Raw genomic sequence first — 25,242 nt, forward strand, 5'->3', positions numbered from 1 at the left:
GAAACGACAGCAGCCCGTCGTTCATTATTTCCTTCAGTTCCTGGTGCGCAATCATGAAAACGTCCTCTGGTAGTGAAAGAACGCATCAATCCGTTCTTTCCTTATTTAGATATACGTCATCATACAAGAGACAAATTTCAGGGGCAATGAAATCCCGAGATAAAGACTTAGTATTTGTACTGATCTAGCTCTTCAAAGATTCCGCGCGCCGATGCCAGGCCCGGAACATAGGCTGATCACAGGTGTGACAACATAAGGCGCCACCCTGCCCGGTGGCGCCTGAGCGTAGAGGGTCAACCCTTCTGGGCGACGGTTTCCTGTGCCTTGCGCAGCCGCTCGCGGCTGTTGGCCAGGTGCGTGCGCATGGCCGCCCGCGCGGCATCCGGATCTTTGCGGGCAATGGCGTTGTAGATGTCTTCGTGTTCCAGATGGACGCGTTCCAGGTAGCGGACGCGGTCATCATCCGCCAGCGCGGCGGAATCCACACGGGTGCGTGGAATGATGGCCTTGCCCAACTGCTTCAGGATGTCGTGGAAATAACGATTGCCGGTGGCCGTGGCCACCAGCAGGTGAAAGGCGACGTCGGACACCACGGCGTTGCCGGTCTTCTTGCGGATGTGTTCCGCGAATTCATCCAGGGTCGCGCGCAACTGCTGCATATGGGCGTCGGTGCGGCGCAGAGCCGCCAGGCCCGCAGCCTCGGTTTCCAGGCTGATGCGCAATTCCAGGATCGCCATGACATCCAGCATGGTCAGGATGCTTTCCGTGCGGATGCGCAGTTGCTGCTCGTTTTGCGGCTCCAGCAGAAACGTGCCGATGCCATGCCGGGTTTCCACCAGGCCGCCCGCCTGCAGCCTGGAAATGGCTTCGCGGATGACTGTCCGGCTGACACCGAAGGATTCCATCAATTCCGATTCGGTCGGCAGCTTTTCACCCACATGAAACTCACCATTGCGGATGCGTTCGGACAGAGCCGTCACCACAGTCTGGGTCAAGCTGCGAGAACGCCGAACAGTAGCAGGTGCCATGATGGGATCACATTGATGTTAGAGAACTGTCATCATACTTCAAGCCTGTCAACCGCCCTGGAAACAGGCCGCCTAAAAGCGCGGGGCCTTGCCTGTCCAGTCCGGCTGATATTTGCGCATCTGGGCGGCATCATTGCGTGAACGGATCCCGCAGTCAAGGTATTGCTGATGCAGCCGCGCCAGCGCGTCCTGATCGATCTCCAGCCCCAGGCCGGGGGCGTCTCCCAGCGCTATGGCGCCGTCCTGAAAACGCAGATGTCCGCCGACCACGACTTCTTCAGCGGGATCCAGCCAGGGGTAATGCGTATCGCAGGCATAACTGAGCAAAGGCACGCTGGCCGCCACGTGCGTCATGGCCATCAGGCTGATCCCCAGATGGGAATTGGAATGCATGGACAGGCCCAGGCCGAAGGTCTCGCACATGCGCGCCAAGAGCTGGGTGTCGCGCAGGCCGCCCCAGTAATGGTGATCGGACAGAATGATCTGGCAGCCATGCGCCGTCGTGTTGGCGCGAAACTGGGCCAGGTCCGTGACCACCATATTGGTAGCCAGCGGCATGCCCGTGGCCTGGTGCAAGGCGGCCATGTCGGCCAGCGTGGGGCACGGATCCTCGTAGTATTCCAGCAGGCCATCCAGCTGCTTGCCCATCTCGATGGCGGTATCCAATGCCCAATTGCCATTGGGGTCGATGCGCAGCGGCATGCCCGGGAAGCGGGCCGCCAGCGCCCGGATGCAGGCCACTTCTTCCTGAGGCGGCAACACCCCGGCCTTCAGCTTGATGCTTTTGAAGCCATAGCGGGCGATCATGGTGTCCGCCTGGGCGACCAGTTGCGCCGGCGTCAGGGTCTCGCCCCAGGCGTCGTCCGGGTAGTCCGCATCCACGTGCCGCGCATATTTGAAAAACAGATAGGCGCTGAACGGCACCGTATCGCGCACCCGGCCGCCCAGCAGGTCCACCAGCGGCATGCCCAGAAAACGGGCCTGGAGATCCAGGAACGCGACCTCGAAGGCGGAATACAGCTTCTGGACGTTCTTGGCCGGGTCCGTGCCAGGCGCCAGGGTAAAGGCCGCGCCGGTGCTGACGCGCGTCTGCTGAACCACTCGTTGCACACGCTGGCGCAAACCGTTCAGGTCGAAGGGATCCATCCCCGCCAGCATGGGCGCCAGCGCCTGCAGCAGTTCCAGCACCGAAGCGTCGCCATAGGATTCCCCCAACCCGATATGCCCGGTATCGCTTTCCAGTTCGATAATGGAACGCAAGGCATAAGGTTCATGAATGCCGGCTGCGTTCAGCAGCGGCGGATCCTTGAAGGCGATGGGTGTGATCTTGGCTGACAGCAAATGCATGATCGGTCCGGGTGACATGATGAAGGAGTGGAAGGTGAAACGTCATCTAGTTAGATGTACGACATGTGAACTGTATATCACTAAATCGGCACTGCTTATCAGGGAATTCCCTAAAACCCTCCTCATGAAAAATTTATTTATTATGAATCAATGGATTATTCGTTCCACAAATAGAAAAACCAGGCAATTGGACTCTCTTCGACTGCATCGACACCTCCCACGCCCGAAACATGTCATACGATGACATGGCGAAAAGCATGGAAATCCACCGTCCGTTCCTTGACCGGCCTGCCGCTCTTCGCCTGAAGCCGCCTGGCGTCGCCCAGACGATCCCGCCGAAGCTCCATCCGGACACCACACTGCCGACGATGTCATACAACGAGAAGGGCGTGAACTTCCCGATCTCCAGCCCTATTAGGGAATACACCGATATCTTCTAAAAATTAAAAAAATTCTTTGCAAATCAAATGATTAAATTTGATTTCAAAAATTCACAGCTTCCCGGAGAGCGCCTTCCGTTGAAAATTCACTATCCGGATTTCAATCTAGGTTATATGATGACTTATAAGGAAGGACCGATGGAACCGACCTTTACCCTGCACAGGTGAACACTCAAGGAGACACCATGAAAGGCAATAAACAAACCGTGCGACCTTTGCGATTCCACGCACTGGCGGGCGCCCTGGCCCTGGCGTGCGTCGCCGTTTCGGCGCATGCCGCCCCCGTCGCGCTGAATATCGTCGACGTGGCGGGCAACCTGGCCGTCACCCAGAAAGCGCTGGAAGCCTTCCGCGATCAGAATCCGGACCTGGTTTCCAGCATGACCTTCACCAATGCGCCGGCGCCGCAGATCCCGGGCAAGATCAAGGCCATGCAAAAGGCCAACCGCGCGGACATCGACCTGGTGCTGACCGGCACCGACGCCCTGGCCGCCGGCATCGAACAGGACCTGTGGGTCAAGCTGCTGCCCGACCACCAGGACAAGTTCAAGGATATCCTGACCAAATACACCCGCAACGCCGCCCGCATGCAGGAACTGGCCAAGGGCTACGGCCTAGAAGTCAGCTTCATGCAATCCGGCCCGCTGCTGGAATACAACCCGGCCAAGGTCAAGACCCCGCCCAAGACCCCGGCCGAACTGCTGGCCTGGTGCAAGGCCAATCCGGGCCAGTTCCTGTATGCCCGCCCCGCCAATTCCGGCCCGGGCCGCACCTTCCTGATGGGCCTGCCCTATCTGCTGGGCGACAAAGATCCCTATGACCCGATCAAGGGCTGGGACAACACCTGGAAATTCCTGAAGGAACTCAACGAGTGCGTGCCCTACTATCCGGGCGGCACATCGGCCATCATGAAGGAACTGGGCCAAGGCAGCCGCACCATGACCGTGACGGTGACGGGCTGGGACATCAACCCGCGCGCCCTGGGCATCGTGCCGGCCGACTTCAAGATCCAGGCCTTCGACAACTTCACCTGGGTCAACGACGCTCACTACATGGTCATCCCCAAGGGCGTGTCCAAGGAAAAGCAGGACGTCCTGTTCAAGCTGATGGATTTCATGATGCAGCCCAAACAGCAGGCCATGACCTACGACACCGGCTACTTCTACCCCGGCCCGGCGATCCGCGACGTGCCGCTGTCGGCCGCGCCGAAGGAAAGCCAGGAAGTCATCGAAAAATATGGTCGTCCTGAATACGAGGAACTGACGGCCCGCCGCCCCAGCGCCGTGCCGCTGGATGCCAAGGCCATGGTGGAAGCCTTCCACAAATGGGATACCGATATCGGCGCCCTGAAGAAGTGATCTCTGCCTGACGATGACCCGCCCGCCTGCCCTCCCGGGCGCGGGCGGCCTGTATCTCCCTGGATTTTGCAATATGAATGAATCTTTCCAACAGCTGCGTCTGGATGGCGTCGGGCGGCAGTATCCCACCGCATCCGGTTCAACCGTTGCCGCCCTGAAGGATCTCAGCCTGGATATCCAGCGCGGCGAATTCATCGCCCTGCTGGGGCCGTCGGGCTGCGGCAAATCGACCGCGCTGAACTGTCTGGCGGGTCTGGCCGATCTCAGTTCCGGCAGCATCTGGCTGGACGACACGCGCATCGACGTGCTTCCGCCCGAACGGCGCGGCTTCGGGATGGTGTTTCAGAACTATGCGCTGTTTCCGCACATGTCGATCCGTGACAATGTCGGCTTTGGCCTGCGCATGCGCGGCGTGTCGAAACAGGAAACAGCCCAGCGGGTCAAAGCCGCGCTATCCCTGGTGCAGCTCGAAGGCCACGAATCCAAACTGCCCGGCCAGCTGTCCGGCGGCCAGCAGCAGCGCGTGGCCATCGCCCGCGCCATCGTCATCGAACCCCCGGTCATCCTGATGGACGAACCCCTGTCCAACCTGGATGCCAAACTGCGCGTCGAGATGCGGGCGGAAATCCGCCGCATCCACCGCCAGCTGGAACGCGCCACGATCTACGTCACCCACGATCAGGACGAGGCCCTGTCCATGGCCGACCGCATCGTGGTCATGCGATCAGGCAGCGTCCAGCAGGTCGGGACGCCCCGCGAAGTCTACGGCCAACCCCGCAATCTGCACGTCGCCCGGTTCATGGGCTATCGCAACGTGCTGGCCTTCCAGGTGATCCGTCACGAAGGCGAACAGATCACCGTGCAACAGGGCCAGGTCCAGTTGCAGGGCGCCGCGCTGTCGGTTCCCGCAGGCACCCAGACGGTCGCCGTCGCCATGCGGCCCGACGATTTCGAACTGGCCGCCGAAAACTCGACCAACACCCTGGAAGCCACGATCCAGCAGATCGAATTCGGCGGGCGCAGCTCCCTGCTGGTCGTCAGCAGCCCCATCGGCGAACTCTTCGTGCGGATCAGCGGTGATTTCCAACCGGGCGACCGGGTGCGCCTGCACATCCCCGCCGACCGGGTGCTGACTTACGCGGAGGCCCTATGAGCGCCGCCGAACTGGCCGTGGCCCCCAGGGGAGACCGCCGGGGCTGGCTGGTCGCGCCCGCCGTGGTGGTGCTGCTGGCGCTGTTCGTCTACCCCTTCATCTACGGGGTGGTGATTTCCTTCCAGCCCATGGACGGCGGCAGCATCTGGGCCAATTACATCCATTTCTTCACGACATCGACAGAGGTCGGCACCTTGTGGGCCACCTTCAAGCTGGCTGCGCCCGCCACGCTGATCAACGTCGGCATGGCTGTGCCGGTGGCCTTTTCCCTGCGCCGCAATAGCCGCAAGCAACGCATCATCACCACCATCCTGGTCATCCCCATCACGCTGGGCACAGTGCTGATCGCCGACGGGATGCTGACGTTCTACAGCCCGGTCGGCTGGTTTTCGCAATTCGTCCACAGCCTGCACCTGTATTCCGAAGAGGTCCGCCTGACGCACAATTACTGGGGGGTGCTGATTTCCCTGGTGATTTCCGACTTCCCCTTCGTCTTCCTGCTGACCCTGTCTTACATTTCCGGCATCGACCCGACACTGGCCAAGGCGGCCGGCACGCTGGGCGCCAACACGTGGCAACAGTTTCGCCTGATCTATCTGCCCCTGCTGGTGCCGGGGCTGAGCATGGCGGCGGCGCTGTCCTTCGTGCAGACCTTCGCCGTGTTCCCATCCGCCATTCTGCTGGGGGCGCCCGCGGGCCCGACCCGAGTGATTTCCATCGCGGCCTACGAGGCGGCTTTTGAACAATACGACTACGGCATGGCCTCCGCCATCGCCATCGTCATGGGATTCGCGCAACTGCTGATCGTCTGCGCAATCTTTGCATTCCGGCGGGCCTTCTATACCGGCCCGGCCACCAGCGGCAAGGGGTGACACACATGCAATCCACAACACTTACGACGGCCGGAAACCGTCGGCGCTGGGGCAAGCTCTGGCATGCCGCAGTCTGGACGGTCATGGGATTTTTCCTGCTGAACGTCGTCTTCATGATCCTCACCGTGATGGTCAATTCCGTGGCCACCCGGTGGTTCGGCACCCTGCTGCCCCAAGGCCTCACTTTCAGCTGGTACGGCCGCGCCTGGGACGAATTCCAGTTGTCCCACATCCTGGTGGTCACCCTGGAAGTCGTCGCCTCGGTCGTCATCCTGGCCATCGTGCTGGGCGTGCCGGCCGCCTACGCGCTGGCTCGCGCCCGCTTCCCCGGCAAAAGGCTGGTGATGCTGCTGATCCTGATCCCCATGCTGGTGCCGCCCGTCACCTATGGGATTCCCATGGCCACGGCCATGTACCAGATCGGCGTGGGCGGCACCCTGGCGGGGGTCATTCTGTCCAACCTGGTGCCGGCCCTGCCCTTCGTGATCCTGGTCATGACGCCCTTCATCGAGCAGATCGACCCGGGTCTGGAATCCGCCGCCCGCATCTTCGGCGCCAATACCTTCCAGTATTTCCGCCACGTGCTGGCCCCGCTGCTGGTGCCGGGCATGCTGGCCGCCGGGCTGCTGGTGCTGGTGCGCACCATCAGCCTGTTCGAACTGACGTTCTTCACAGCCGGGCCGGATTCCCAGACGCTGGTGGTCGCCCTGTACTACGCGGTATTCTCGACCGGCGTGCGGGCGCCGCAGGCCATCGATGCCATGGCCATGATCTACATGGCCATCACCATGGTCTGGGTGTTGATCGCCCTGCGCTTCGTCAGCCCCACCCAATTGGTCAGCCGGGTCAAGGAAGCCCCGCGTGAGGCCTGATCAGGACGCGCCAGCATGATGCCCGCGCGCATGGATGCCACCCCGCAGCGATGCCTGACCCTGACGCAGGGAGCGCATCGCCTGCGGGTGGGGCCGGCGGCCGGCGGCCGGATTCTCGGCTGGACCAGTGAGCTGGCCAATGGCCCTCGGGATTGGCTGGCGCCGATCCAGGTCCAGGAATGGCCGGCGCACGAATGGCCCAAAGGCGGCATATTCCCCCTGGCGCCGTTTTCCAATCGCATCCGCAACGCCCGCATGAACTGGGCGGGCCAAATGATCCGGATCGACCCGTTGCCCGGCCAGGCCCACGCCCTGCACGGCCAGGCGCAACGCATGGCCTGGGATGTGCTGGATGCGACCGAGAACCGGGCCATATTGAGCCTGCATCACCCGGCCGGTGAAGACGGCTGGCCGTGGGCCTGGTCGTTGCAGCAGATTTTTCAGCTATCGGCCGAGGGCCAACTGGACATCGAGCTGGCGCTGACCAACGAAGACACGCAACCCATGCCGGCCGGCTTGGGCCTGCACCCCTATTTCACCGCTGACAGCGTCCGCGCCGGCGCCAGCAAAGACTGGGCGCATGACCAGGAACTGGCCTTGTTCCCCCGGCCGAACCGGCAGGCCCGCTGGCAGCGCACCGACAGCACCTGGACGAACTTCCTATCCGGCTGGACAGGCCGCGCCGACATCGCCTGGCCCACCGGCCCGGGCCTGATCCTGCAGGCCCGTGGCCCGCTGGATCACCTGGTGCTGCATTGCAATGCGGGCCGCTACCTGTGCGTGGAGCCCGCCACCCACGTCTGCGACGCCGTGAACCTGGCCGCCGCCGGCATCCAGGGCACCGGCCTGCGGACGCTGGCGCCGGGGCAGACGCTGACCGTCGGCATGACGCTCAGCATCCAGGCCTGATCCAGGGTCCGCGACATACCACGCGATCCTGCCCGCCCTTGCGCGGGGACGGCAACGGCCTCCGGGCCACTCAGGTGCCGCAGGGCGTCTTGCCAATCCGCGCACAGAAGCGGCCACCTCCCGGCAACGCAAAAACAAAACGGGCGGCCCATGAGCCGCCCCTCTTGCTTCCGCCATCAGTATGTCAAGGCTGCTGGCCGCATTCGGCGGTTTCCGTGGTCCAGGCCCGCGCCTGCTCGCTCAGCGTGAAGCCCAGGCCCGGGCGATCGGGCACTTCCATGCGCCCGTCCTTCATGACCAGGCGCTCATTGAACAAGGGTTCCAGCCACTCGAAGTGTTCCAGCCAGGGCTCGCGGGGATACGCCGCCGCCAGGTGCAGGTGGATTTCCATGGCGAAGTGCGGCGCCATGCTCAGGCCATGATAGTCGGCCAACTGCATGATCTTCAGGAACTGCGTGATGCCGCCCACGCGAGGCGCGTCGGGCTGGAAAAAGTCGGACGCATGAGCCTCGATCAATTCCGCGTGTTCCCGGAAGCTGGTCAGCATTTCGCCGGTAGCGATCGGAGTGTCGAAGGTGGCGGCCAGCGCCGCATGGCCCTGGACGTCGTAGGCGTCCAGCGGTTCCTCGATCCAGGTCAGGCCGTATTGTTCCATCACCCGGCACATGCGGGCCGCCGCCATGCGGTCCCACTGCTGATTGGCGTCCACCATCAAGGGGAAACTGTCGCCGAGTTTCTTGCGCACGGCGTCGACCCGCTGCAGGTCCACAGCATGGTCGGGGTGACCGACCTTGATCTTGATGCCGCCGATCCCGCGCGCCCGCGAGGCATCCACGTTATCCAGCACCTGGTCCAGCGGGGTGGACAGGAAACCGCCCGAGGTGTTGTACAGGCGGACCGAATCCCGATGCGCCCCCAGCAGCTTGGCCAGCGACAGGCCCGCCCGCTTGGCCTTCATGTCCCACAAGGCAACGTCGAACGGTGCGATCGCCTGCACCGTCAGGCCGCTGCGGCCGACGGACGCGCCCGCCCAGCACAACCGGTCCCAGAGCCGCTGGATATCGCTGGGGTCCTCGCCCAACAACGTGGGGGCGATTTCCTTGGCATGGGCATACATGCCCGGCCCGCCCGCCCGCTTGGAATAGGCGAAACCCAGGCCCTCGTGGCCGTCACGGGTGCGGATCTCGCAAAAGATCATGGCGACCTCGGTCAGGGGCTTCTGACGGCCGGTAAAGACCTTGGCATCGCTGATGGGGGTGGGCAGCGGCAGGAACGCCAAAGACAGCTTGATCCAGGCGATGCGATCGCTGCCGCCATCGGAGGCGGCAGCCGCATGCGCCGGTTCGGCAAATGCAGCGGATTCGGGGCGAGACATGGGGGCAATCCTTTTGAAAACAAAATGTCAAAGTAGGCACACAGCCCGCCCCGGGACAACCCGGACAGACCGGAACAGATCACAACAGATACGATCTCTTTCCATTAAGGAAAGACCACAGAGAAATTATCGATTCCATAATGAAACCGTGCTTATTTCCCAGAATTTCCTTTCCGTCATGATGAGTTGTATGATAACTTACTTGTGAAAATTTGCCACCCCCGGAGGTTCCCCTATGCCCATCACCGGCATGCAGCTCATCGGCCGTCAGAACATCGCTGGCGCCGGCCCTTCCTTTCAGGCCGTCAACCCGGCCAACGGCCAGGCGATCTCCCCGGCCTGGCAGGGCGCGGATGCCCGGCAGGTCGCCCAGGCCGTCGACCTGGCCAACGCTGCCTTCGCGTCCTATCGGGAAACCGCGCTGGAACAGCGGGCCGTTTTTCTGGAAGCCATCGCCCAGGCCATCCTGGACCTGGGCGATGAACTGATCGAACGCGCCATGCTGGAAACCGGCCTGCCCCGCCCGCGCCTCGAAGGCGAACGGGGCCGCACCGTGAACCAGTTGCGCTTGTTCGCCCGCGTCGTGCGCGATGGCGACTGGCTGGACGCCCGTATCGATCATGCCTTGCCGGAGCGCAAGCCCGCCCCCCGAAGCGACCTGCGCATGCGCCAGATTCCGCTGGGGCCGGTGGCTATTTTCGGGTCCAGCAACTTCCCGCTGGCCTTTTCCGTAGCCGGCGGCGATACGGCGTCGGCCCTGGCCGCCGGCGCGCCGGTCGTGGTCAAGGCGCACCCCGCCCATCCCGGCACCTCCGAACTGGTCGGCCAAGCCATCCGCTCGGCCGTCCAGCAATGCCAACTGCACGAAGGCGTGTTTTCCCTGCTGGCCGGCCCCGGCATCGATCTGGGACTGGCGCTGGTCCGCCACCCCGGCATCCAGGCGGTGGGCTTCACCGGCTCGCGCCAGGGCGGCATCGCCCTGATGCAGGCCGCCGCCCAACGGCCGGTGCCGATCCCCGTCTACGCGGAAATGAGCAGCACCAATCCCGTCTACCTGCTGCCTGGCGCGCTGGCAGCGCGCGCCGATGCGCTGGCCGATCAGTTTTCCGTCTCGCTGCTGGGCAGCGCCGGCCAGCTGTGCACCAACCCCGGCTTGATCATCGCCCTGGACAGCCCGGAACTGGACCGCTTCATCGCCCGCGCCACACAGAACATCCAGGAGGCTCCGGCCACCACCATGTTGACCACCGGCATCGCCCAGGCCTACCGGCAAGGGGTCCAGCGCCAGTTGGAGCACCCCGCCGTCCAGGCGCTGGCGCGCGGCCTGTCCGATGATGATGCCCCGGCCTACTGCCAGGCCAATCTGGCCGTCGCCTCGGCGCAAGGCTTCCTGGCCGACCCGGACGCCCTGGGCGCGGAGATCTTCGGCGCCAGCTCGCTGGTCATCCGCTGCGCCGACGCCGACGAATTCCAGGCCATCTCCCTGGCCCTGGAAGGCCAGCTGACGGCCACGCTGCATCTGGAACCCGGCGTGGACGATGCGCTGGCCGCCCGCCTGATTCCGATTCTGGAACTGAAGGCCGGCCGCATCCTGGCCAACGGCTTTCCCACCGGCGTGGAAGTCTGCGATGCCATGGTGCACGGCGGCCCCTTCCCGGCGACGTCCGACAGCCGCACCACCTCGGTCGGGACACTGGCCATCCGCCGTTTCCTGCGCCCGGTCTGCTATCAGGACATCCCCGACACCCTGCTGCCCGCCGCCCTGCAGGCCGCCAACCCCTGGCACATCACCCGTACCGAGCGATAGACATGAACCCCAGCGCATCCCCAGACGTCAAGACGCCGCGAATCACCCAGGTCCGGGTCGTACCCGTGGCCGGACAGGACAGCATGCTGCTGAACCTCAGCGGCGCCCACGGCCCCTACTTCACCCGCAACATCATCCTGATCGACGACGATGCCGGCCACCAGGGCCTGGGCGAAGTCCCGGGCGGCGAGTCCATCCGGGCCGAGGCCGACAGGCTGGGCCGGCAACTGGTCGGCCAGCCCATCGGCCGGATGAACGAGCTGCTGGAACAGTGCCGCCGGGCCATGCAAGGCGGCGCGGACGACCGGCGCGGCAACCAGACTTTCGACCTGCGCACCGGGGTCCACGTCGTCACCGCGCTGGAATCCGCGCTGCTGGACCTGCTGGGCCAGCACCTGGGTGTGCCCGTCGCGGCCCTGCTGGCCGACGGCCGCCAGCGCGACGCCGTCGAAGCCCTGGGTTATCTGTTCTACATCGGCGACGCCGGCAAGACCGCCCTGGGCTACCGCCGGGAAGACAATGCCGACGATGCCTGGTTCCAGGCGCGCAACCAGGAAGCCCTGACCCCGGACGCCATCGTGCGCCTGGCCCAGGCTGCTCATGACCGCTACGGCTTCCGGCACTTCAAGCTGAAAGGCGGCGTGCTGGCGGGCGATGCGGAAATCGAGGCTGTCACCGCTCTGGCGGAACACTTTCCGGGCGCCCACATCACCCTGGACCCGAACGGCGCCTGGTCCCTGAAAGAGGCCATCCGACTGTGCCGCGACCAGCACCATGTCCTGGCCTACGCGGAAGACCCCTGCGGGGCCGAGGCCGGCTACTCGGGGCGCGAAGTCATGGCGGAATTCCGCCGCGCCACGGGCCTGCGCACCGCCACCAACATGATCGCCACCGACTGGCGCGAAATGCTGCATGCCATCCAGCTGCAGTCCGTGGACATCCCGCTGGCCGATCCGCACTTCTGGACGATGCGCGGCTCGGTGCGCGTGGCGCAGATGTGCCACGAATGGGGCCTGACCTGGGGCTCGCATTCCAACAACCACTTCGATATTTCGCTGGCCATGTTCACGCACGTCGCCGCAGCCGCCCCCGGCGACATCACCGCCATCGACACGCACTGGATCTGGCAGGACGGCCAGCATCTGACCACCGACCCCCTGCGCATCGTCGACGGCAGGATCGCCGTGCCGCAGGCGCCCGGCCTGGGCGTGCGCATCGACTCCGACCGCCTGGCCAGGGCGCACGCCCTGTATCAGGAAAAAGGCCTGGGCAGCCGGGACGATTCCATCGGCATGCAATATCTGATCCCCGACTGGCGCTTCGACAACAAGCGGCCCTGCCTGGTGCGATGATCCCGCAAACGCACGGAAAAGCACTATGATGCCCTTGCCAGGCGGCCGATTCTCGGCGCCTGGCAGTTTTTTTCCCATTCCATGACGACCGACAAACGCTCCCCGGCCTGGCTGGGCCCCGCCCTGATGTGCGGCGCCAGCCTGTGCTTCGCCATGCTGGACACGGGCACCAAATATCTGGCGGCCCACTACCCCCTGCTGCAGGTCGTCTGGGTGCGCTACATCGCGCAGACCATCGGCGTCGTGCTGATCTTCGGCCCCCGCATGCGCCTGCATCTGCTGCAAGCCCACAACTACGGCATTCAGCTGTTCCGGGGCCTGTGCCTGTGCTGCGGCAGCGTCTTCGTCATCAACGGCCTGGCCCGGCTACCGCTGGCCGAAGCCACCGCCATTGTCTTTCTGGGCCCCGTCCTGATCACCATCCTGTCCGGGCTCCTGCTGAAGGAAAAAGCCCGGACCATGGACTGGGTGGCCGTGGCCTGCGGCTTTGCCGGGGTCCTGATCATCGCCCGGCCGGGCGGCGGCCTGCTGACCTGGGCCATCCTGTTTCCCATGGGCTCGGCCCTGTGCAACGCCTTTTACCAGTTGGTCACCCGTTCCACCCGCAGTTCCGAACACGCGGCCACCAGCAACTTCTACACCGGACTGATCGGCGCGCTGGCGCTGACCCCCTGGGGCGCCAGCGTCTGGGCGCCGATGAGCACGCCGGATTTCCTGCTGCTGCTGGGCATCGGCGGCATCGCGTCGATCGGACACCTGACCATCACCTACTCCCTGCTGCATGCCTCGGCGGCATCGTTGGGGGCCTACAGCTATTCGCAGATCCTGTGGGCCACGCTGCTGGGCGGGCTGGCCTTCGGCGCCCTGCCCGACGCCATGGCCTGGGTGGGCATCCTGGTCATCGCCCTGGGCGGGCTGGTGCTGTCAGTGCCCCAGGTCCGGCAGATGGGGGCCGCCATCCTGCGCCTGGGACGACACTGACTTTCCGTCGGCCGTCAGCTCTGCATGCCCCAGCGGCGGACCGTTCTTTTCTCGATCAGGCGGAAGACGAAGTTTTCCACCAGCAGCCCGATCACAATCACGGTCAACAGCCCGGCGAACACCGCCGGAATATCCAGCAGGTTGCGGTTCTCGAAGATATACCAGCCCAACCCGCCTTTGCCCGAAGCCACGCCAAACACCAGTTCCGCGGCAATCAGAGTGCGCCAGGCAAAAGCCCAGGCGATTTTCAGACCCGTCAGAATCGCGGGAAAAGCCGCAGGAACCAGGATCAGGGCCACATACCGCAGGCCGGTCAACTCGTAGTTGCGGCCCACCATCCGCAAGGTCTGGGACACGGACAGGAAACCGCCTTGCGTATTCAGGGCGACCACCCAGACGACCGAATGCAGCAGCACGAAGACGATGCTGGTCGTGCCCAGGCCGAACCACAGCAGCGCCAGCGGCAGCAGGGCGATGGCGGGCAAGGGATTGAACATCGCCGTCATGACTTCCAGGAAATCCGTCCCGATGCGCGTGCTGATCGCCAGGATCGTCAGCGCCCCCGCAATCGCAATACCGGTGACGTAGCCGATCACCAGGATGCGCAGCGAAGTCCATGCCCGGTCCAGCAGCACGCCGCTTTGAATACTGCTGATGAAGGAGTCGACCGTATCCGACAGAGTGGGAAACAGCAGGCTGTTGTCCACCAGACTGCCATAGACCTGCCAGGCGATCGCCAGCAAGACGATGATCATCAGCTTGCGAAGGAACGTGACGTTCCAGAGCCGGCGCCAGACGGAAAACTGACGTTCCAGCACGATCGGCTTCCCCTGACCAGCCGGTTCCCTGTGTTTCAAGGTAATGGTTGCCTGACCCATCATGAATGCTCCGTCATCGTTTCAGCAAACAGCATGTCGTGTATTTCACGTTCCAGCGCGGCAGCCGAGCCGTCTTCCCATGAGGTTCTCTCCACGTCGCTGACTTCGGCCTTGACCTCGCCGGGGTGCGGCGACAGCAGCAGGATGCGGTTGCCGATGCGGATGGCCTCGGCAATCGAATGGGTGACGAACATGACGGTGAAGCGCGTGCCTTCCCAGAGCTGCAGCAACTCGTCCTGCATCTGCTGCCGGGTCAGCGCATCCAGGGCCGCGAAAGGCTCGTCCATCAACAGGATGTCCGGCTCCATGCACATGCCGCGCGCGATGGCCACACGCTGCTTCATTCCGCCCGACAAGGTATGCGTGTAGCTATGGGCGAATTTTTCCAGCTGGACCTTTCTGACGAAGGCCATGGCCTTGTCGCGCGCCTCGTCCGGGCGCATCTTGCGCGCCACGATCAGGGGAAACATCACATTTTCAAGGACGGTCTTCCAGGGCAGCAACTGATCGAATTCCTGGAAGACCATCATCCGGTCGGCGCCAGGGCGCTTGACCGGCTTTCCCTTGATCCGGATTTCGCCTTCGTCGGGGGACAGATATCCCCCGACGGCCTTCAGGATCGTGGATTTGCCACAGCCGGATGGGCCGAGCAGCACGAAGCGATCTCCGCTATCGACATCAAAACTGACCTTGGACGTCGCGGTGACGATACTGTCGGACGTCTTGTAGCGCAGCGTGACGAAATCGACCTCAAGCAGGTGTGACATGGCGCAGCTCCGTGATCCTTAATGACCGTTCAGCGAGGCGGATTCCGGCAGGAAATAATCCGTCCACTTCGCCGGCATGGTCTTCAGGATGCCGACCTTGTGCATGTGTTCGGCAAACTTCATGGACCCCAGCGGCTGAGTGGTGTAGTCCATCATGCCGGGCTGGGCCAGCAGATCCATCAATTCCTCGGGACTGGACTTGTCGCCGCTGAGTTCACGGTAGATATCGACCGATTCCCGCGTATGGGCCTTGATATAGTCGATGGCCTGCTGAGATGCGGTCAACACCGCCTGGATGATCTTCGGGTTGGCATCCGCGAATTGGGTCGTGGTGAACAAGGTGGACTGCGACAACCCGCCTTCGACGATATCCGTCGAGCGGATCACGATGTGCGCGTTGGGCACCGACTTCAATTCCCGATACGAGTAGGGAGGCGCGCCGAAGTGCGAACCCACTTCCCCTTCGGGATTGGCCAGCATGGCGGCGGCGTCGGGGTGCCCCATCTGGACCGTATTGGCATCCAGCCTGGACCACTGATCCGGACCGAAGAGTTTTTCCGCGGCCATCTGCAACAGCAGCGCCTGGGTGGACACCCGGACGGTCGGCACCGCGATCTTGTCCTTCGGACCATAGTCCTTCAGCGTCTTGATCTTCGGATTGCGGGTCACCAGGTCTTCCGGCAAGGCCGAGTTCGTGGCGATGCCCTTGACCTTGCCTTTGGTGCGATCCCACAGCAGCAGCATATTCCCCAGGCCGCTATTGACGATCTGGACATTACCCGACAAGAGCGCATCGGTAGCCGCGCCGCCGCCGCTGAAGGAGCGCCAATTGATTTTCAGATCCTTGACGCCATCCTTGGCCGCCGCCTTTTCGATCAGGCCCTGCTTTTCCATCACCAGCGCCGGCAGATAGAGGATGCTGGGTTGCTTGGTGATCGTGATCTCATGCGCTTCCTGGGCCGCCGCCGCGCCGCCGAAAGCCGTCATGGCCGCGCACACGGCCACGCCCAGGCCAATACGAGAAAATAATTTCATGACAAGTCTCCGTCCATTGTCGAGGTTTGATCGCGTCATGAGCCCGGATCTCAGCCAAGCCCCGATGCTTATATGTCATCATACGACCAACAGGAAGAAAACGAGCGCTATTGAATTCAGGGATATCCCTGAACAGAATTACCTCATCACACAACCGCTGACTTGATCTCACACAAGGGTTTCAAGGCGCATCGGACGGCTGGCGTCCAGACGATCAGATCGCCAGCGGCAGCCAGCCGCCATGCGCATAGCGCTGCAGCGCATCCCCCTCGTAGCGCCACAACAGCATCCAGCCGTTGTCGCGCAACTGGGCCAGGACCGGGTTGCGCGCGATGATGCCGTCAATCGATCGGGCAGGCGCATCGATCACGACCGTCAGGCGGACGGGCTGGTGATACCAGCCATCGCCATCGTGCAAGGACTGCTTGGGCAATCCGATGCGAAGGTCGCCGCCATTCCCCTCGAACACGCCGACATGGCCATCCACGACGTTATGCAGCACCTTGTTGCCCGAACCGTAATGCAGGGGATCGCAGGTGGAGGCGTGATACTGCCAGGACAGCCAGTTGGTGACCAGCATCGGTCCCATCATGAGCTTTTCAAGCACCGCGCCATCCGCATCGAACTGCGCGTCATAGTCGTGCAGATAGGTGCGGCTGAGCACCCGGCCGCGGCTGCGGTCGCGCGGGCCGATGATGAACGCGGCATTCCGGGTCAGTCCCCATTCCGGCCGAGTCTGTGAACCATCGTTGGCCCGGCGCCGAAAAGACGCCAGCAGCGCGTCCGGAGCCAGGTTCGCGGCCATCCAGAGCGTCGGCGCGCGTTCATGGCGCATGCGGTCGCCCGCACGTGCGAAGGCTTGCTCCATGTTCTTCCAGCGCGCCCGCGCCGGCGGCGGCAACAGGTCCAGGTCGAAGCCGGTCACTTCGTCGGTCGTCGTATTGTGCAAAGCCCCCATGAAAACGGTGTCCGTCGGAATCCGGAGCCCGCGCAGGCGCAAGCCATCGCGGACCTCTGGGTCGTTCAACAGGAGCGCCAGCGCGCGCGCATTGGCTTCGCCGGGCCGGCCGTAGCAGGCCCCGCAGTCCAGGGTCGAGGCGTGCGCATTGTTGGTGCTGTGCCCCGCATGGCCGCACAGGATCACCAGGGGCGCCAGTCGGTCGTCAAGCCCCATCGTGCGCAGGACGCCGGCAGCCAGCTCAACCCGCCCATCAACGTCCAGCCCCGTCACCATCGGCCGGCACCGATCCTGGATCGCAGCCGGCAGGCCCAGGCGATCGGCGCTGGCGCGGGGGCTGGCGGGCGGCCTGATCCATCGAGCGATCTTGCCCAGATAACCGACCCCCAGCACTTCGACGAAGGAGAACGTCGCATTCGACCACCGCACGGCGCCCAGCCACTGATCCAGCCGCGCCAGCCGCATCCGGCGGGCCGTCCGGGCACGCGCGGAGCCTTTCTCGTCGACGTCCGTCCGACCCGGCGCCGTCACCACGTCCTGGACCGCGATACTGGGGTAGGCCAGGCCCGGCAGCTGCGGCCGGCGGATGTCGGTGCCCAGCGGCGTGTAATGGATGGGAATCCCGAAGAAGCCCGCAAACGCGCGCGTCTGGACGCCCGACCACACGGCTTCCAACGCGCGCCGCATGCGTTCGCTGCGCGTATCGATGCAAAAAACAGCCTGGACCTCGGGCGCCTGAGCCGCAGGCGTTGGCACCGAGGCGCGCAACGTCTGCGCGAAGCCGCGCTGGAAACTGACTTCCAGCGCCTGCTGCCACCGCTCGTCCACCGCCAGCGCAGCATCGGCCTGCGCGACGCGCTGGGGGAAATCCTGCCAATGCGCGCCCAGCGCGGCAAGCGCGGCGCTCCGGGCGGCGGGCGGCGCGGCGCGCGCCAGCAAGGCCTCCCAGGCAATCCGGCACGCCAGCAGGTCGCTCAGGCGCGCATCCTCCTGCCCTGCGGGGATCTTCTGCCAACCGATATAGGCGCACCACGATGCCCAGCCATTGATGGACAGCAGCAGCGCCTCGAAATAGTCCTTCCAGACGGATTCATCCAGCGACAGTTCGGCCAACGCCCAACGCATCGCATCCTCCGCCCGCGGCGGCAGCTGATGCAGATGCCGCATGAACCCGGGCAGGCCCAGCCTGGCGCTGAGGCCATGGTCACCGACCATGCTCTCGCGCCAGAACCCATACAGGCCGGGGCTGCCCGCGGCACGCCAATCCGCCTGATGACGATCGAAGTAGGTCGCGCACATCTGGCTCATCTGGAACACGATGGCGGCCCGCCACGGCCAGCGCTTGTTCTTCTGCACCGCATCGTCCAGCACATCGACCAGCAGCGGCTCGCGACGGATCCCGGGCGACCTCGCGAGTTCGGCCACGCACTGATCGGCCGTCACCGCGCAGGTTTCATACAGGGGCAGGCGCTCCAGCGCGATATCCAGGTCTGCGCGCGCGATGCGCCCCGCGTCCCATTCCCGCCTGATGTAATCCCGCGCGGGAAACACGTGGAAGTCCCCCAGCACGGCCAGCCGCGCCGCCACACGGCGGATCGGCTGCCCGATGCGCCGCCAATGAGGATTGACCGCCACCGCCTGATCCAGCGGCCAGGCCGGCATGATGCCGGAACACGCCTGGGCGATGGCGCTTCGCAGAGCCCGGGCGCCCTCGGCGCTCGAAGAAACCGCACCCGACTCTCCCACGGCCTGCGCGGCCTGCATAACGGCGCTCATGATCCGGACCGCTCGCAAGCGGGTTCGCGCGGGCTCCAGGAACCGGGCGTCGCCTCGCGGCCGGCGCCGGCCCATGAAACCGGCCACAGCCTCAACACCCAGTGGGTATAGCCTTCATCCATGTAAAAGCCGGCATACACCCAGCGGCGCGCGACCACGACCGACCGGGGCCATTGCTGGAACATCGCCATCCCCAGGTACATGAGGCCCATGCCGACCAGCGCGACCACGCCGGCATCCGCCAGCGGATCATTGCGGACACCCAACGGCGCGTGATCCACGAAACCCGCCGCAAGCGTCAGGCAGGCCGCCATCAGCCCCGCCGCCAGCATCCGCGCGAATGCCGCCGAACGGTCGGCTGTCGTCTTCGGCACCCACAGGAGCGGCGCCCACGCCAGCGCCAGCACCGCGCTCCACCACCACGGCCATGCCTGACCACCCGCCACAGCCTGCAGCGCGAAGACGATGATCAGCGAAACCGGCGCCGCCACGATCATGCTGAGGCCGGAATTGCGGACTTCCCCCGTCATGAGCTTACGGTCGCATTCCCTGACGGCGCTGGAGGCATTCAGGAAGTTGTGGGCCTTGTAGAGCGAATGCCCCAGCAGATGCAGCGCCGCAAAGAGATACAGGCCCAGGCCGCACTCCAGCAGCATGAAGCCCATCTGGGCGATCGTGGACCACGCCAGATGCACTTTCTGGCTGACGCGGGTCAGCAGCACCAAGCCCGCCACCACCGCCGACACCAGCCCGGACAGCACCAGCAGCCAGCGCGCCGCGAGCGATACGCCCAGCAAGGGCGCGAACAGCACCAGCACATACCCGCCCAGGTTGACCACCCCGGCATGCAACAGCGCCGACACCGGCGTCGGCGCTTCCATGACCTGGACCAGCCAGCCATGCACCGGCATCAGCGCCGTGCGGGCGATGACGGCCAACACCAGGCAAACGCCGCTCCAGGCCAGGGCGACGGACGCATGACCCGCCTCGATATGCGCCCACAGAGCGGACAGGGAGCCGCTGCCCACCTGCGACCAGGCCAGTAGCGCCGCGGCGATCAACAGCGCATCGGCCGCGCGGTCCGTCACCATTTTCTTGTGCGCCGCCAGCAGGGCGAACGGACGGTCCTCGTAAAAGCACAACAGATAGTGCATGGCGTGCCCGATGGCCGCCCAGGCGGCGATCAGCACAACCCAATGATTGGCCAGCAACAGCAGATGCACGGCGGCCAGCACCGCGCCCAGCGCGGCGATGTACACCGGCTGACGCGGTTCCCCCTTCAGATGGTTGGAGGAATAGATGCCGATGGCCGCGCCCAGCAGCTGCACCAGCAGGCTGGCCCAAGCGCCGAACAGGTTCACTGCCAGCCAGCCCGTCATGTCCGGCCCGGCGGCAGCGCCAGGTGCGCGCCCAACCCCGCCAGCGAGAAGACCAATGCCGCCAGCGCCAGCACGTTGAACCGCCGCCACCTGCGCTGCACGGAAACGCGGTCGCACCACGCCCACACCGCCGCGCCCGCCATCAACACGACCGGCGCCAGCGCGAACGTGAAATTCAACTCATGGAACAGATTCAACACGCAGCCTCCAAAAAACGACACGCGTATTCTTGGAGTTTTTATATATTCTGTAAATTACATTTATAATATTGGAAGGTTCTATAAAACAGAACGATGAACATCAATCAGCTGAATTTCAAGCACTTGTTCTACTTCTGGCGCGTGGCCAAGAAAGGCTCTCTCACCCACGCGGCTGAACAGATTCATACTTCCCAGTCCGCCCTCTCCACGCAGATCAAACACCTGGAGAACCGGCTGGGCACGCCCCTGTTCGATCGCCAGGGACGTCATCTGGAGCTCACCGCCACGGGCCAGCAGGTATTCGCCTACGCGGAAAACATCTTCGGGCTGGGCGAGCAGATGCTGGGCTGGCTCGAGGGCCGCGACGCGGGCGCCACCCATGTGCGCGTGGGCAGCGTGTCGACCATGTCGCGCAACTTCCAGGTCAACTGGCTGCGCCCCCTGTTCCGCGATCCATCCATCCTTCTGTCCGTGGACTCCGGCTCCCTGCAGACCTTGATCGAACGCCTGCTGCGCCATCAACTGGATGTGGTGCTGGCCAACGAGCCCGTCGCATCCGACCCGACCCGCCCCGTCTCTTCGCGATTTCTCGGCAGTCAGGTCATTTCCCTGGTCGGCCGGGCCGATCGCTGGGCAGGCACCACGCTGCAGGTTCCGGAAGATCTCGAAGACGTCGAGATGGCCATGCCCGGCACGCGCCATAGCGTGCGCCTGCAGTTCGACGCCCTCTGTTTTTCAGCGGGCGTGCAGCCCAGGCTGCGCGCCGAGATCGACGACATGACCATGCTGCGCCTGATCGCACGCGACAGCGGCTGGATCACGGTGCTGCCGGAAGTAGTCGTGCAAGACGAACTGCACTCGGGCGAACTCGTGCACGTCGGCCAGTCCCCGCAGCTGACCGAACATTTCTACGCCATCACGGTCCAGCATGGACACCTGGCGGGCCCGCTCAATCAACTGCTGTCGCGCGCGGCGTCCGGGGACATTCTGGGCCCCTCCTCACCCGACGTCTCCGCCCCCACTCAACCCACAAGGACCTCATCATGTTTCCACAACGACTGACGCAAGGATATGCCTCCTTTCTGCACGGACGGCTTGAAACCGAACGCGCGCGCTACCTGGAACTCGCGGAACACGGCCAGCACCCGGACATCATGCTGATCAGCTGCGGGGATTCCCGCGTCGCACCCGAAACCATCTTCGATGCCGGCCCCGGCGAGATGTTCGTCGTGCGCAACATCGCCGGCATCGTTCCCCCCTGCGACGAAGACCCCGAAACGGCTTTTCACGGCACCAGCGCGTGCGTGGAATTCGGCGTCAATGCTTTGGAAGTCGCCCATATCGTCATCATGGGGCATGCCAGCTGCGGCGGCGTCGCCGCCTATGCCAACAAGGCCGAACCCCTGTCCAAGCGCGACTTCATCGGCACCTGGATGTCGCAGATCAAGCCCGTCGCGGACAAAGTCGGCCCGCAAACGGGCGACCGCGCCGAATGGATCCGCAACATGGAATGGGGCGTGGTCGAATACAGCATGAACAATCTGCTCACCTTCCCCGCCGTGCGCGAACGCGTCGAGGCCGGCAAGCTGACCATCCACGGCGCCTATTTCGGCGTGGCCACCGGGGTGCTGTTCATCCGCAATTCGAAAACCGGCGCATTCGAACCGTACCAGGAATAGCCCGCCGCACGATCCGGGAGCGGCGCCCGCCGCGCCGATGCCCTGATCCGGCCTAGGCTGGCCGCCAGTCCAGGCCCCAGGCGCCGCTGCGCACATTCTGCAGCCACAGCGCGCAGCTCAAGGTCTTGGCATCGGTCACACGCCCCTGCCGACAGGCAGCGGAAAAATCCTCATCCGACAGGATGCAGACATCCAGGAACTCATCCGCATCCAGATGACGCCGGCCGGCCCGCAGGTCGCGCGCGAAGAAAATGTGGATGATTTCGGTTGAATACGCGATCGCCAGGTGCAAGGCGCCCGCATGCGCCCACTGCCCGGCGGTATAGCCGGTTTCTTCCAGCAATTCCCGTTGCGCGCAGTGCAAGGGGTCTTCGCCAGGTTCCAGTTTGCCTGCGGGAAATTCCGTCATGACCCGCCCCACTGGATAGCGAAACTGGCGTTCCAGCAATACGCGCCCATCATCCAGCAGGGGGATGATGACGACCGCCCCCGGATGAATGATGTATTCGCGGGTGGACGTGCTGCCATCGGGCATGCGCACGGTATCGCGACGGCCTTTCAGAAAGCTGCCCTCGCACAGGGTTTCGCTGGCGACACGGGTTTCCAGCAGGTGGCGGTCATCTGGATCATCCAGCACAGGCTTTTCCTTCAAGTGGCAATGGCGTCCCGCAGCCAGGCCGCGGCCTGGTCTTCCGGCATGGGACGGCCGATTCCGTAGCCCTGGCCCACGTCGCAGCCCAGGTCGCGCAACATGTCCTGGACGGCACGGGTCTCGATGCCTTCGGCGATCACCTGCAGGCCCAGGGTGTGGCTCATTTCGATGATGGAGCGCACGATGGCCCGTAGATCCGCATCACCCACCATGCCTGCGACGAAAGACTGGTCGATCTTGAGCGCATCGACCGGCAGGCGGTTCAGATAGGCAAACGAAGAATACCCCGTCCCGAAGTCGTCGATGGACAGCCGCACACCCAAGGCATGCAAGGCATACAGCGTGCGCAGGGATCGGGCGGGATCCGCCATGATGACGCTTTCGGTGACTTCCAGTTCCAGCAGGGACGGGGCCAGGCTGTGATGGGCCAGGGCGTCTTCGACCTGCTGCGGAAAGTCTCCATCCAGCAGATTGCGGGCCGAAATATTGACGGCCATGATGATCCCGGGGTGAATCGCCTGCAAGCGCACGCACGCCGCCACGGCCTGATCGACGACCCAGCGGGTAAACGGGTGTATCAGATCGCTGACCTCGATGACGGGGATGAATTGCGCAGGAGACACCAGGCCGCGTTCCGGATGCTGCCAGCGCGCCAATGCCTCGAACCCGACCGGCGTGCCAGGGACCAGCGCATCGCTGCCCAGCGCGATTTTCGGCTGCAGGTGCAGCAGGAATTGCCCCTGCGCCAGGGCGGCGCGCAAATCGGCCCTCAATAGTTGGCGATCCTGCACCTGGGCCCGATCCCGGACATCGAACACCGCGCTCCCCAGGCCTTCGCGCTTGGCCCGGCGCATGGCGGTATCCGCGCAGCGGATCAGTTCATCGGGCGCCTGGGCATGCTCCGGGTAGACTGCCAGGCCGAAACTGCAATTGATGCGCACCTGCAGCGCATTCACGATGAAGGGCTCACGGATAGCCGCCAGCAGATCGCGAACCTGGGCATCCGCCCGCGCCGGATCGGCCGTATCCAGCAGAAAGGCGAATTCGTCGCTGCCCAGCCGCGCCAGCACACAGGCATCGCCCAGACAGTCCCGGAACCTGCGGGCCACGGCCTGCAACAGCCGATCGCCCACGTCATGCCCCAACGCGCCGTTGACTTCCTTGAATCCGTCGATGTTGGAAATGACCAGCGTCCAGGGCGCGTCCGGCCCTTGCTGCGTTCTCACCAGCAGGCGGTGCAGCATGTCGCCCCGGTTCAGCAGACTGGTCAGGGAATCGTGCGAAGCCTGATGCGCCAGGGCGCGCTGCATCAGATTCCCCGCCACCAGCAGCGCGACGCACAGCAGCAGGCCCATGATCACCAGACCGGTCCATAGCGCCCGCCGGGCTTCGGCATACAGGGCCGTCTCGGGAATTTCATAGCGCACGGACAGGCCCAGGGCGTCTCCCACGGGGCCGGCCGGCACGGAATACACGACCCACCGCACGTTATCCGCATCGGTATATGCGCTGCGCAGCAGACCGGTCCGCTGCGCGGGATACGGGTCCAGGCGCTCGCCCAGGTGGCTGGAATCCCCCGGCACGCGCTGCAGTATGTAGCCCTGGCGGTCCAGGACCCACAGACGGGCCTGCGGGAGCAAATCCGGAATAGCCGCCCCGGCCCGCAGATGGCCCAGATTCATCGCCGTGTAGACGACCCCCGCGCTGATTCCGGACTGCCCCGATACGCGGACAGCCAGCACCATCGTGGGAACCCCGGATATCCGCCCGATGATGAAACCGCCCAGAACCACATCAGGCTGTTCCATGGCTGCGTGGAAATAAGGCCGATCGCCCAGGAAAGAACCCTTTTGGTCGGGGTCCGGCAAGCCGGAACAGACGAGTTGGCCATCCGCGCTGATGACCCCCAGATTCAGATAGCGTGGCAAACGCGCCACCAGGGATGTGAAATACCCACGACATTCGTCCCAGCGGGCATCGCGCAGCACGGGCGAATTCGACAGGGTCAGCAACACATCGCGGGCATCATTCAGCAAGGTGCGGTCGTAGGCGGCCGTCACCTGCACCAGGCTTTCGGCTGAGCGCTCGCTGCTGAGCATCAGGCCCTGGTACTGGTGCCAGACGTAATAGCCCAGACCGCCGATGATGGGGATGGCGGTCGCCAGGACCGCCATGAACAGGCGCAGGCGCAGGTTGCCCAGCAGGCCCAGGCGGGGGTCGGTACGGCTTGCGGAGAAAAAACGCCTCAACGCACCAGCCAACGCGGTTTCCTTGTGCAAGTCCGGCCCGGCAACAGACCAAGCCTACAGATGGATCAATATACACGGAAACCCATAGGGCCTGAAGAGTCCTGCGGGCCGCGGCATCCGCCCCGCGCGCCCGACGGACAGTCTTGCTCCGATCCGTTCCCGGGCGGCGGTCTAA

General features: G+C 64.3%; 22 protein-coding genes. 11 read left to right on the forward strand and 11 right to left on the reverse strand.

All coding sequences use genetic code 11. From position 1 onward, the window contains the following. Positions 1–293 precede the first annotated feature (293 nt). Both WBG56_RS11070 and WBG56_RS11075 read right to left on the reverse strand, forming a co-directional pair. Positions 294–1,028: a FadR/GntR family transcriptional regulator gene (locus WBG56_RS11070; protein ID WP_424268232.1), complete on the reverse strand. Its 735-nt coding sequence runs from the start codon at positions 1,026–1,028 to the stop codon at positions 294–296. A gap of 72 nt (positions 1,029–1,100) precedes the next feature. Further along, positions 1,101–2,375: a glucarate dehydratase family protein gene (locus WBG56_RS11075; RefSeq protein WP_424268234.1), complete on the reverse strand. Its 1,275-nt coding sequence runs from the start codon at positions 2,373–2,375 to the stop codon at positions 1,101–1,103. A 257-nt stretch (positions 2,376–2,632) separates the two neighbouring features. Here WBG56_RS11075 and WBG56_RS11080 point away from each other — a divergent pair, with 257 nt between their 5' ends. The 6 genes from WBG56_RS11080 to WBG56_RS11105 all read left to right on the forward strand — a co-directional run bounded on the left by WBG56_RS11080 (position 2,633) and on the right by WBG56_RS11105 (position 7,979). Next, entirely contained in the window at positions 2,633–2,815 is a 183-nt protein-coding gene (locus WBG56_RS11080; RefSeq protein ID WP_424268236.1) for a hypothetical protein, read from the forward strand. Positions 2,816–3,000: 185 nt separating this feature from the next. Then, positions 3,001–4,173 (forward strand): ABC transporter substrate-binding protein, encoded by a 1,173-nt coding sequence (locus tag WBG56_RS11085; RefSeq protein WP_424268238.1) that lies wholly within the window; start codon positions 3,001–3,003, stop codon positions 4,171–4,173. 73 nt (positions 4,174–4,246) lie between these two features. Then, on the forward strand, positions 4,247–5,326 hold the full coding sequence (locus WBG56_RS11090; protein ID WP_424268240.1) for an ABC transporter ATP-binding protein: 1,080 nt from the start codon (positions 4,247–4,249) through the stop codon (positions 5,324–5,326). After that, complete coding sequence (locus WBG56_RS11095) at positions 5,323–6,198, forward strand: ABC transporter permease (RefSeq protein WP_424268242.1); 876 nt, start codon at positions 5,323–5,325, stop codon at positions 6,196–6,198. The genes WBG56_RS11090 and WBG56_RS11095 overlap by 4 nt, the downstream gene beginning before the upstream one ends. Positions 6,199–6,203: 5 nt before the next feature. Further along, the gene (locus tag WBG56_RS11100) at positions 6,204–7,070 is read left to right on the forward strand and encodes an ABC transporter permease (RefSeq protein WP_424268244.1); all 867 of its coding nucleotides are present in this window, start codon (positions 6,204–6,206) and stop codon (positions 7,068–7,070) included. Positions 7,071–7,085: 15 nt separating this feature from the next. Beyond that, the gene (locus WBG56_RS11105; protein ID WP_424268246.1) at positions 7,086–7,979 is read left to right on the forward strand and encodes an aldose epimerase; all 894 of its coding nucleotides are present in this window, start codon (positions 7,086–7,088) and stop codon (positions 7,977–7,979) included. Between the two features lie 184 nt (positions 7,980–8,163). Here WBG56_RS11105 and WBG56_RS11110 read toward each other — a convergent pair whose 3' ends face one another. Further along, positions 8,164–9,354 (reverse strand): L-talarate/galactarate dehydratase, encoded by a 1,191-nt coding sequence (locus WBG56_RS11110; RefSeq protein ID WP_424268248.1) that lies wholly within the window; start codon positions 9,352–9,354, stop codon positions 8,164–8,166. A 235-nt stretch (positions 9,355–9,589) separates the two neighbouring features. Here WBG56_RS11110 and WBG56_RS11115 point away from each other — a divergent pair, with 235 nt between their 5' ends. The 3 genes from WBG56_RS11115 (at position 9,590) to WBG56_RS11125 (ending at position 13,494) form a co-directional block, all read left to right on the forward strand. Next, complete coding sequence (locus tag WBG56_RS11115) at positions 9,590–11,161, forward strand: aldehyde dehydrogenase (NADP(+)) (protein ID WP_424268250.1); 1,572 nt, start codon at positions 9,590–9,592, stop codon at positions 11,159–11,161. Next, the gene (locus WBG56_RS11120; protein ID WP_424268784.1) at positions 11,158–12,513 is read left to right on the forward strand and encodes an enolase C-terminal domain-like protein; all 1,356 of its coding nucleotides are present in this window, start codon (positions 11,158–11,160) and stop codon (positions 12,511–12,513) included. The genes WBG56_RS11115 and WBG56_RS11120 overlap by 4 nt, the downstream gene beginning before the upstream one ends. Before the next feature lie 81 nt (positions 12,514–12,594). Continuing rightward, the gene (locus WBG56_RS11125) at positions 12,595–13,494 is read left to right on the forward strand and encodes a DMT family transporter (protein WP_424268252.1); all 900 of its coding nucleotides are present in this window, start codon (positions 12,595–12,597) and stop codon (positions 13,492–13,494) included. Positions 13,495–13,508: 14 nt separating this feature from the next. Here WBG56_RS11125 and WBG56_RS11130 read toward each other — a convergent pair whose 3' ends face one another. The 6 genes from WBG56_RS11130 to WBG56_RS11155 all read right to left on the reverse strand — a co-directional run bounded on the left by WBG56_RS11130 (position 13,509) and on the right by WBG56_RS11155 (position 20,487). Further along, positions 13,509–14,312, reverse strand: a complete 804-nt coding sequence (locus WBG56_RS11130; protein ID WP_424268254.1) for an ABC transporter permease — start codon at positions 14,310–14,312, stop codon at positions 13,509–13,511. A 59-nt stretch (positions 14,313–14,371) separates the two neighbouring features. Further along, complete coding sequence (locus WBG56_RS11135; protein WP_424268256.1) at positions 14,372–15,139, reverse strand: ABC transporter ATP-binding protein; 768 nt, start codon at positions 15,137–15,139, stop codon at positions 14,372–14,374. 18 nt (positions 15,140–15,157) lie between these two features. Next, positions 15,158–16,174: an ABC transporter substrate-binding protein gene (locus WBG56_RS11140; RefSeq protein WP_424268258.1), complete on the reverse strand. Its 1,017-nt coding sequence runs from the start codon at positions 16,172–16,174 to the stop codon at positions 15,158–15,160. A 214-nt stretch (positions 16,175–16,388) separates the two neighbouring features. Then, on the reverse strand, positions 16,389–18,908 hold the full coding sequence (locus WBG56_RS11145) for a YbcC family protein (RefSeq protein WP_424268260.1): 2,520 nt from the start codon (positions 18,906–18,908) through the stop codon (positions 16,389–16,391). Beyond that, positions 18,905–20,287 carry an NADH-quinone oxidoreductase subunit L gene (locus WBG56_RS11150; protein ID WP_424268262.1) on the reverse strand — a complete coding sequence of 461 codons (1,383 nt, stop codon included), beginning with the start codon at positions 20,285–20,287 and terminating at the stop codon, positions 18,905–18,907. Before WBG56_RS11150 ends, WBG56_RS11145 begins: the two co-directional genes overlap by 4 nt. Next, entirely contained in the window at positions 20,284–20,487 is a 204-nt protein-coding gene (locus WBG56_RS11155) for a hypothetical protein (protein ID WP_424268264.1), read from the reverse strand. The genes WBG56_RS11150 and WBG56_RS11155 overlap by 4 nt, the downstream gene beginning before the upstream one ends. A gap of 93 nt (positions 20,488–20,580) precedes the next feature. On the opposite strand from WBG56_RS11155, the gene WBG56_RS11160 reads away from it, so the two are divergent. Further along, complete coding sequence (locus tag WBG56_RS11160) at positions 20,581–21,549, forward strand: LysR family transcriptional regulator (RefSeq protein WP_424268266.1); 969 nt, start codon at positions 20,581–20,583, stop codon at positions 21,547–21,549. After that, the gene (locus WBG56_RS11165; RefSeq protein ID WP_424268268.1) at positions 21,531–22,166 is read left to right on the forward strand and encodes a carbonic anhydrase; all 636 of its coding nucleotides are present in this window, start codon (positions 21,531–21,533) and stop codon (positions 22,164–22,166) included. The genes WBG56_RS11160 and WBG56_RS11165 overlap by 19 nt, the downstream gene beginning before the upstream one ends. A gap of 52 nt (positions 22,167–22,218) precedes the next feature. Here the strand turns inward: WBG56_RS11165 and WBG56_RS11170 are convergent, their stop codons facing one another. Further along, the gene (locus tag WBG56_RS11170; protein WP_424268270.1) at positions 22,219–22,803 is read right to left on the reverse strand and encodes an NUDIX domain-containing protein; all 585 of its coding nucleotides are present in this window, start codon (positions 22,801–22,803) and stop codon (positions 22,219–22,221) included. Between the two features lie 11 nt (positions 22,804–22,814). Beyond that, positions 22,815–25,079 (reverse strand): putative bifunctional diguanylate cyclase/phosphodiesterase, encoded by a 2,265-nt coding sequence (locus WBG56_RS11175; protein ID WP_424268272.1) that lies wholly within the window; start codon positions 25,077–25,079, stop codon positions 22,815–22,817. Positions 25,080–25,242 lie beyond the last annotated feature (163 nt).

Source organism: Castellaniella sp., assembly GCF_049671645.1.
Classification (GTDB): domain Bacteria; phylum Pseudomonadota; class Gammaproteobacteria; order Burkholderiales; family Burkholderiaceae_B; genus Castellaniella.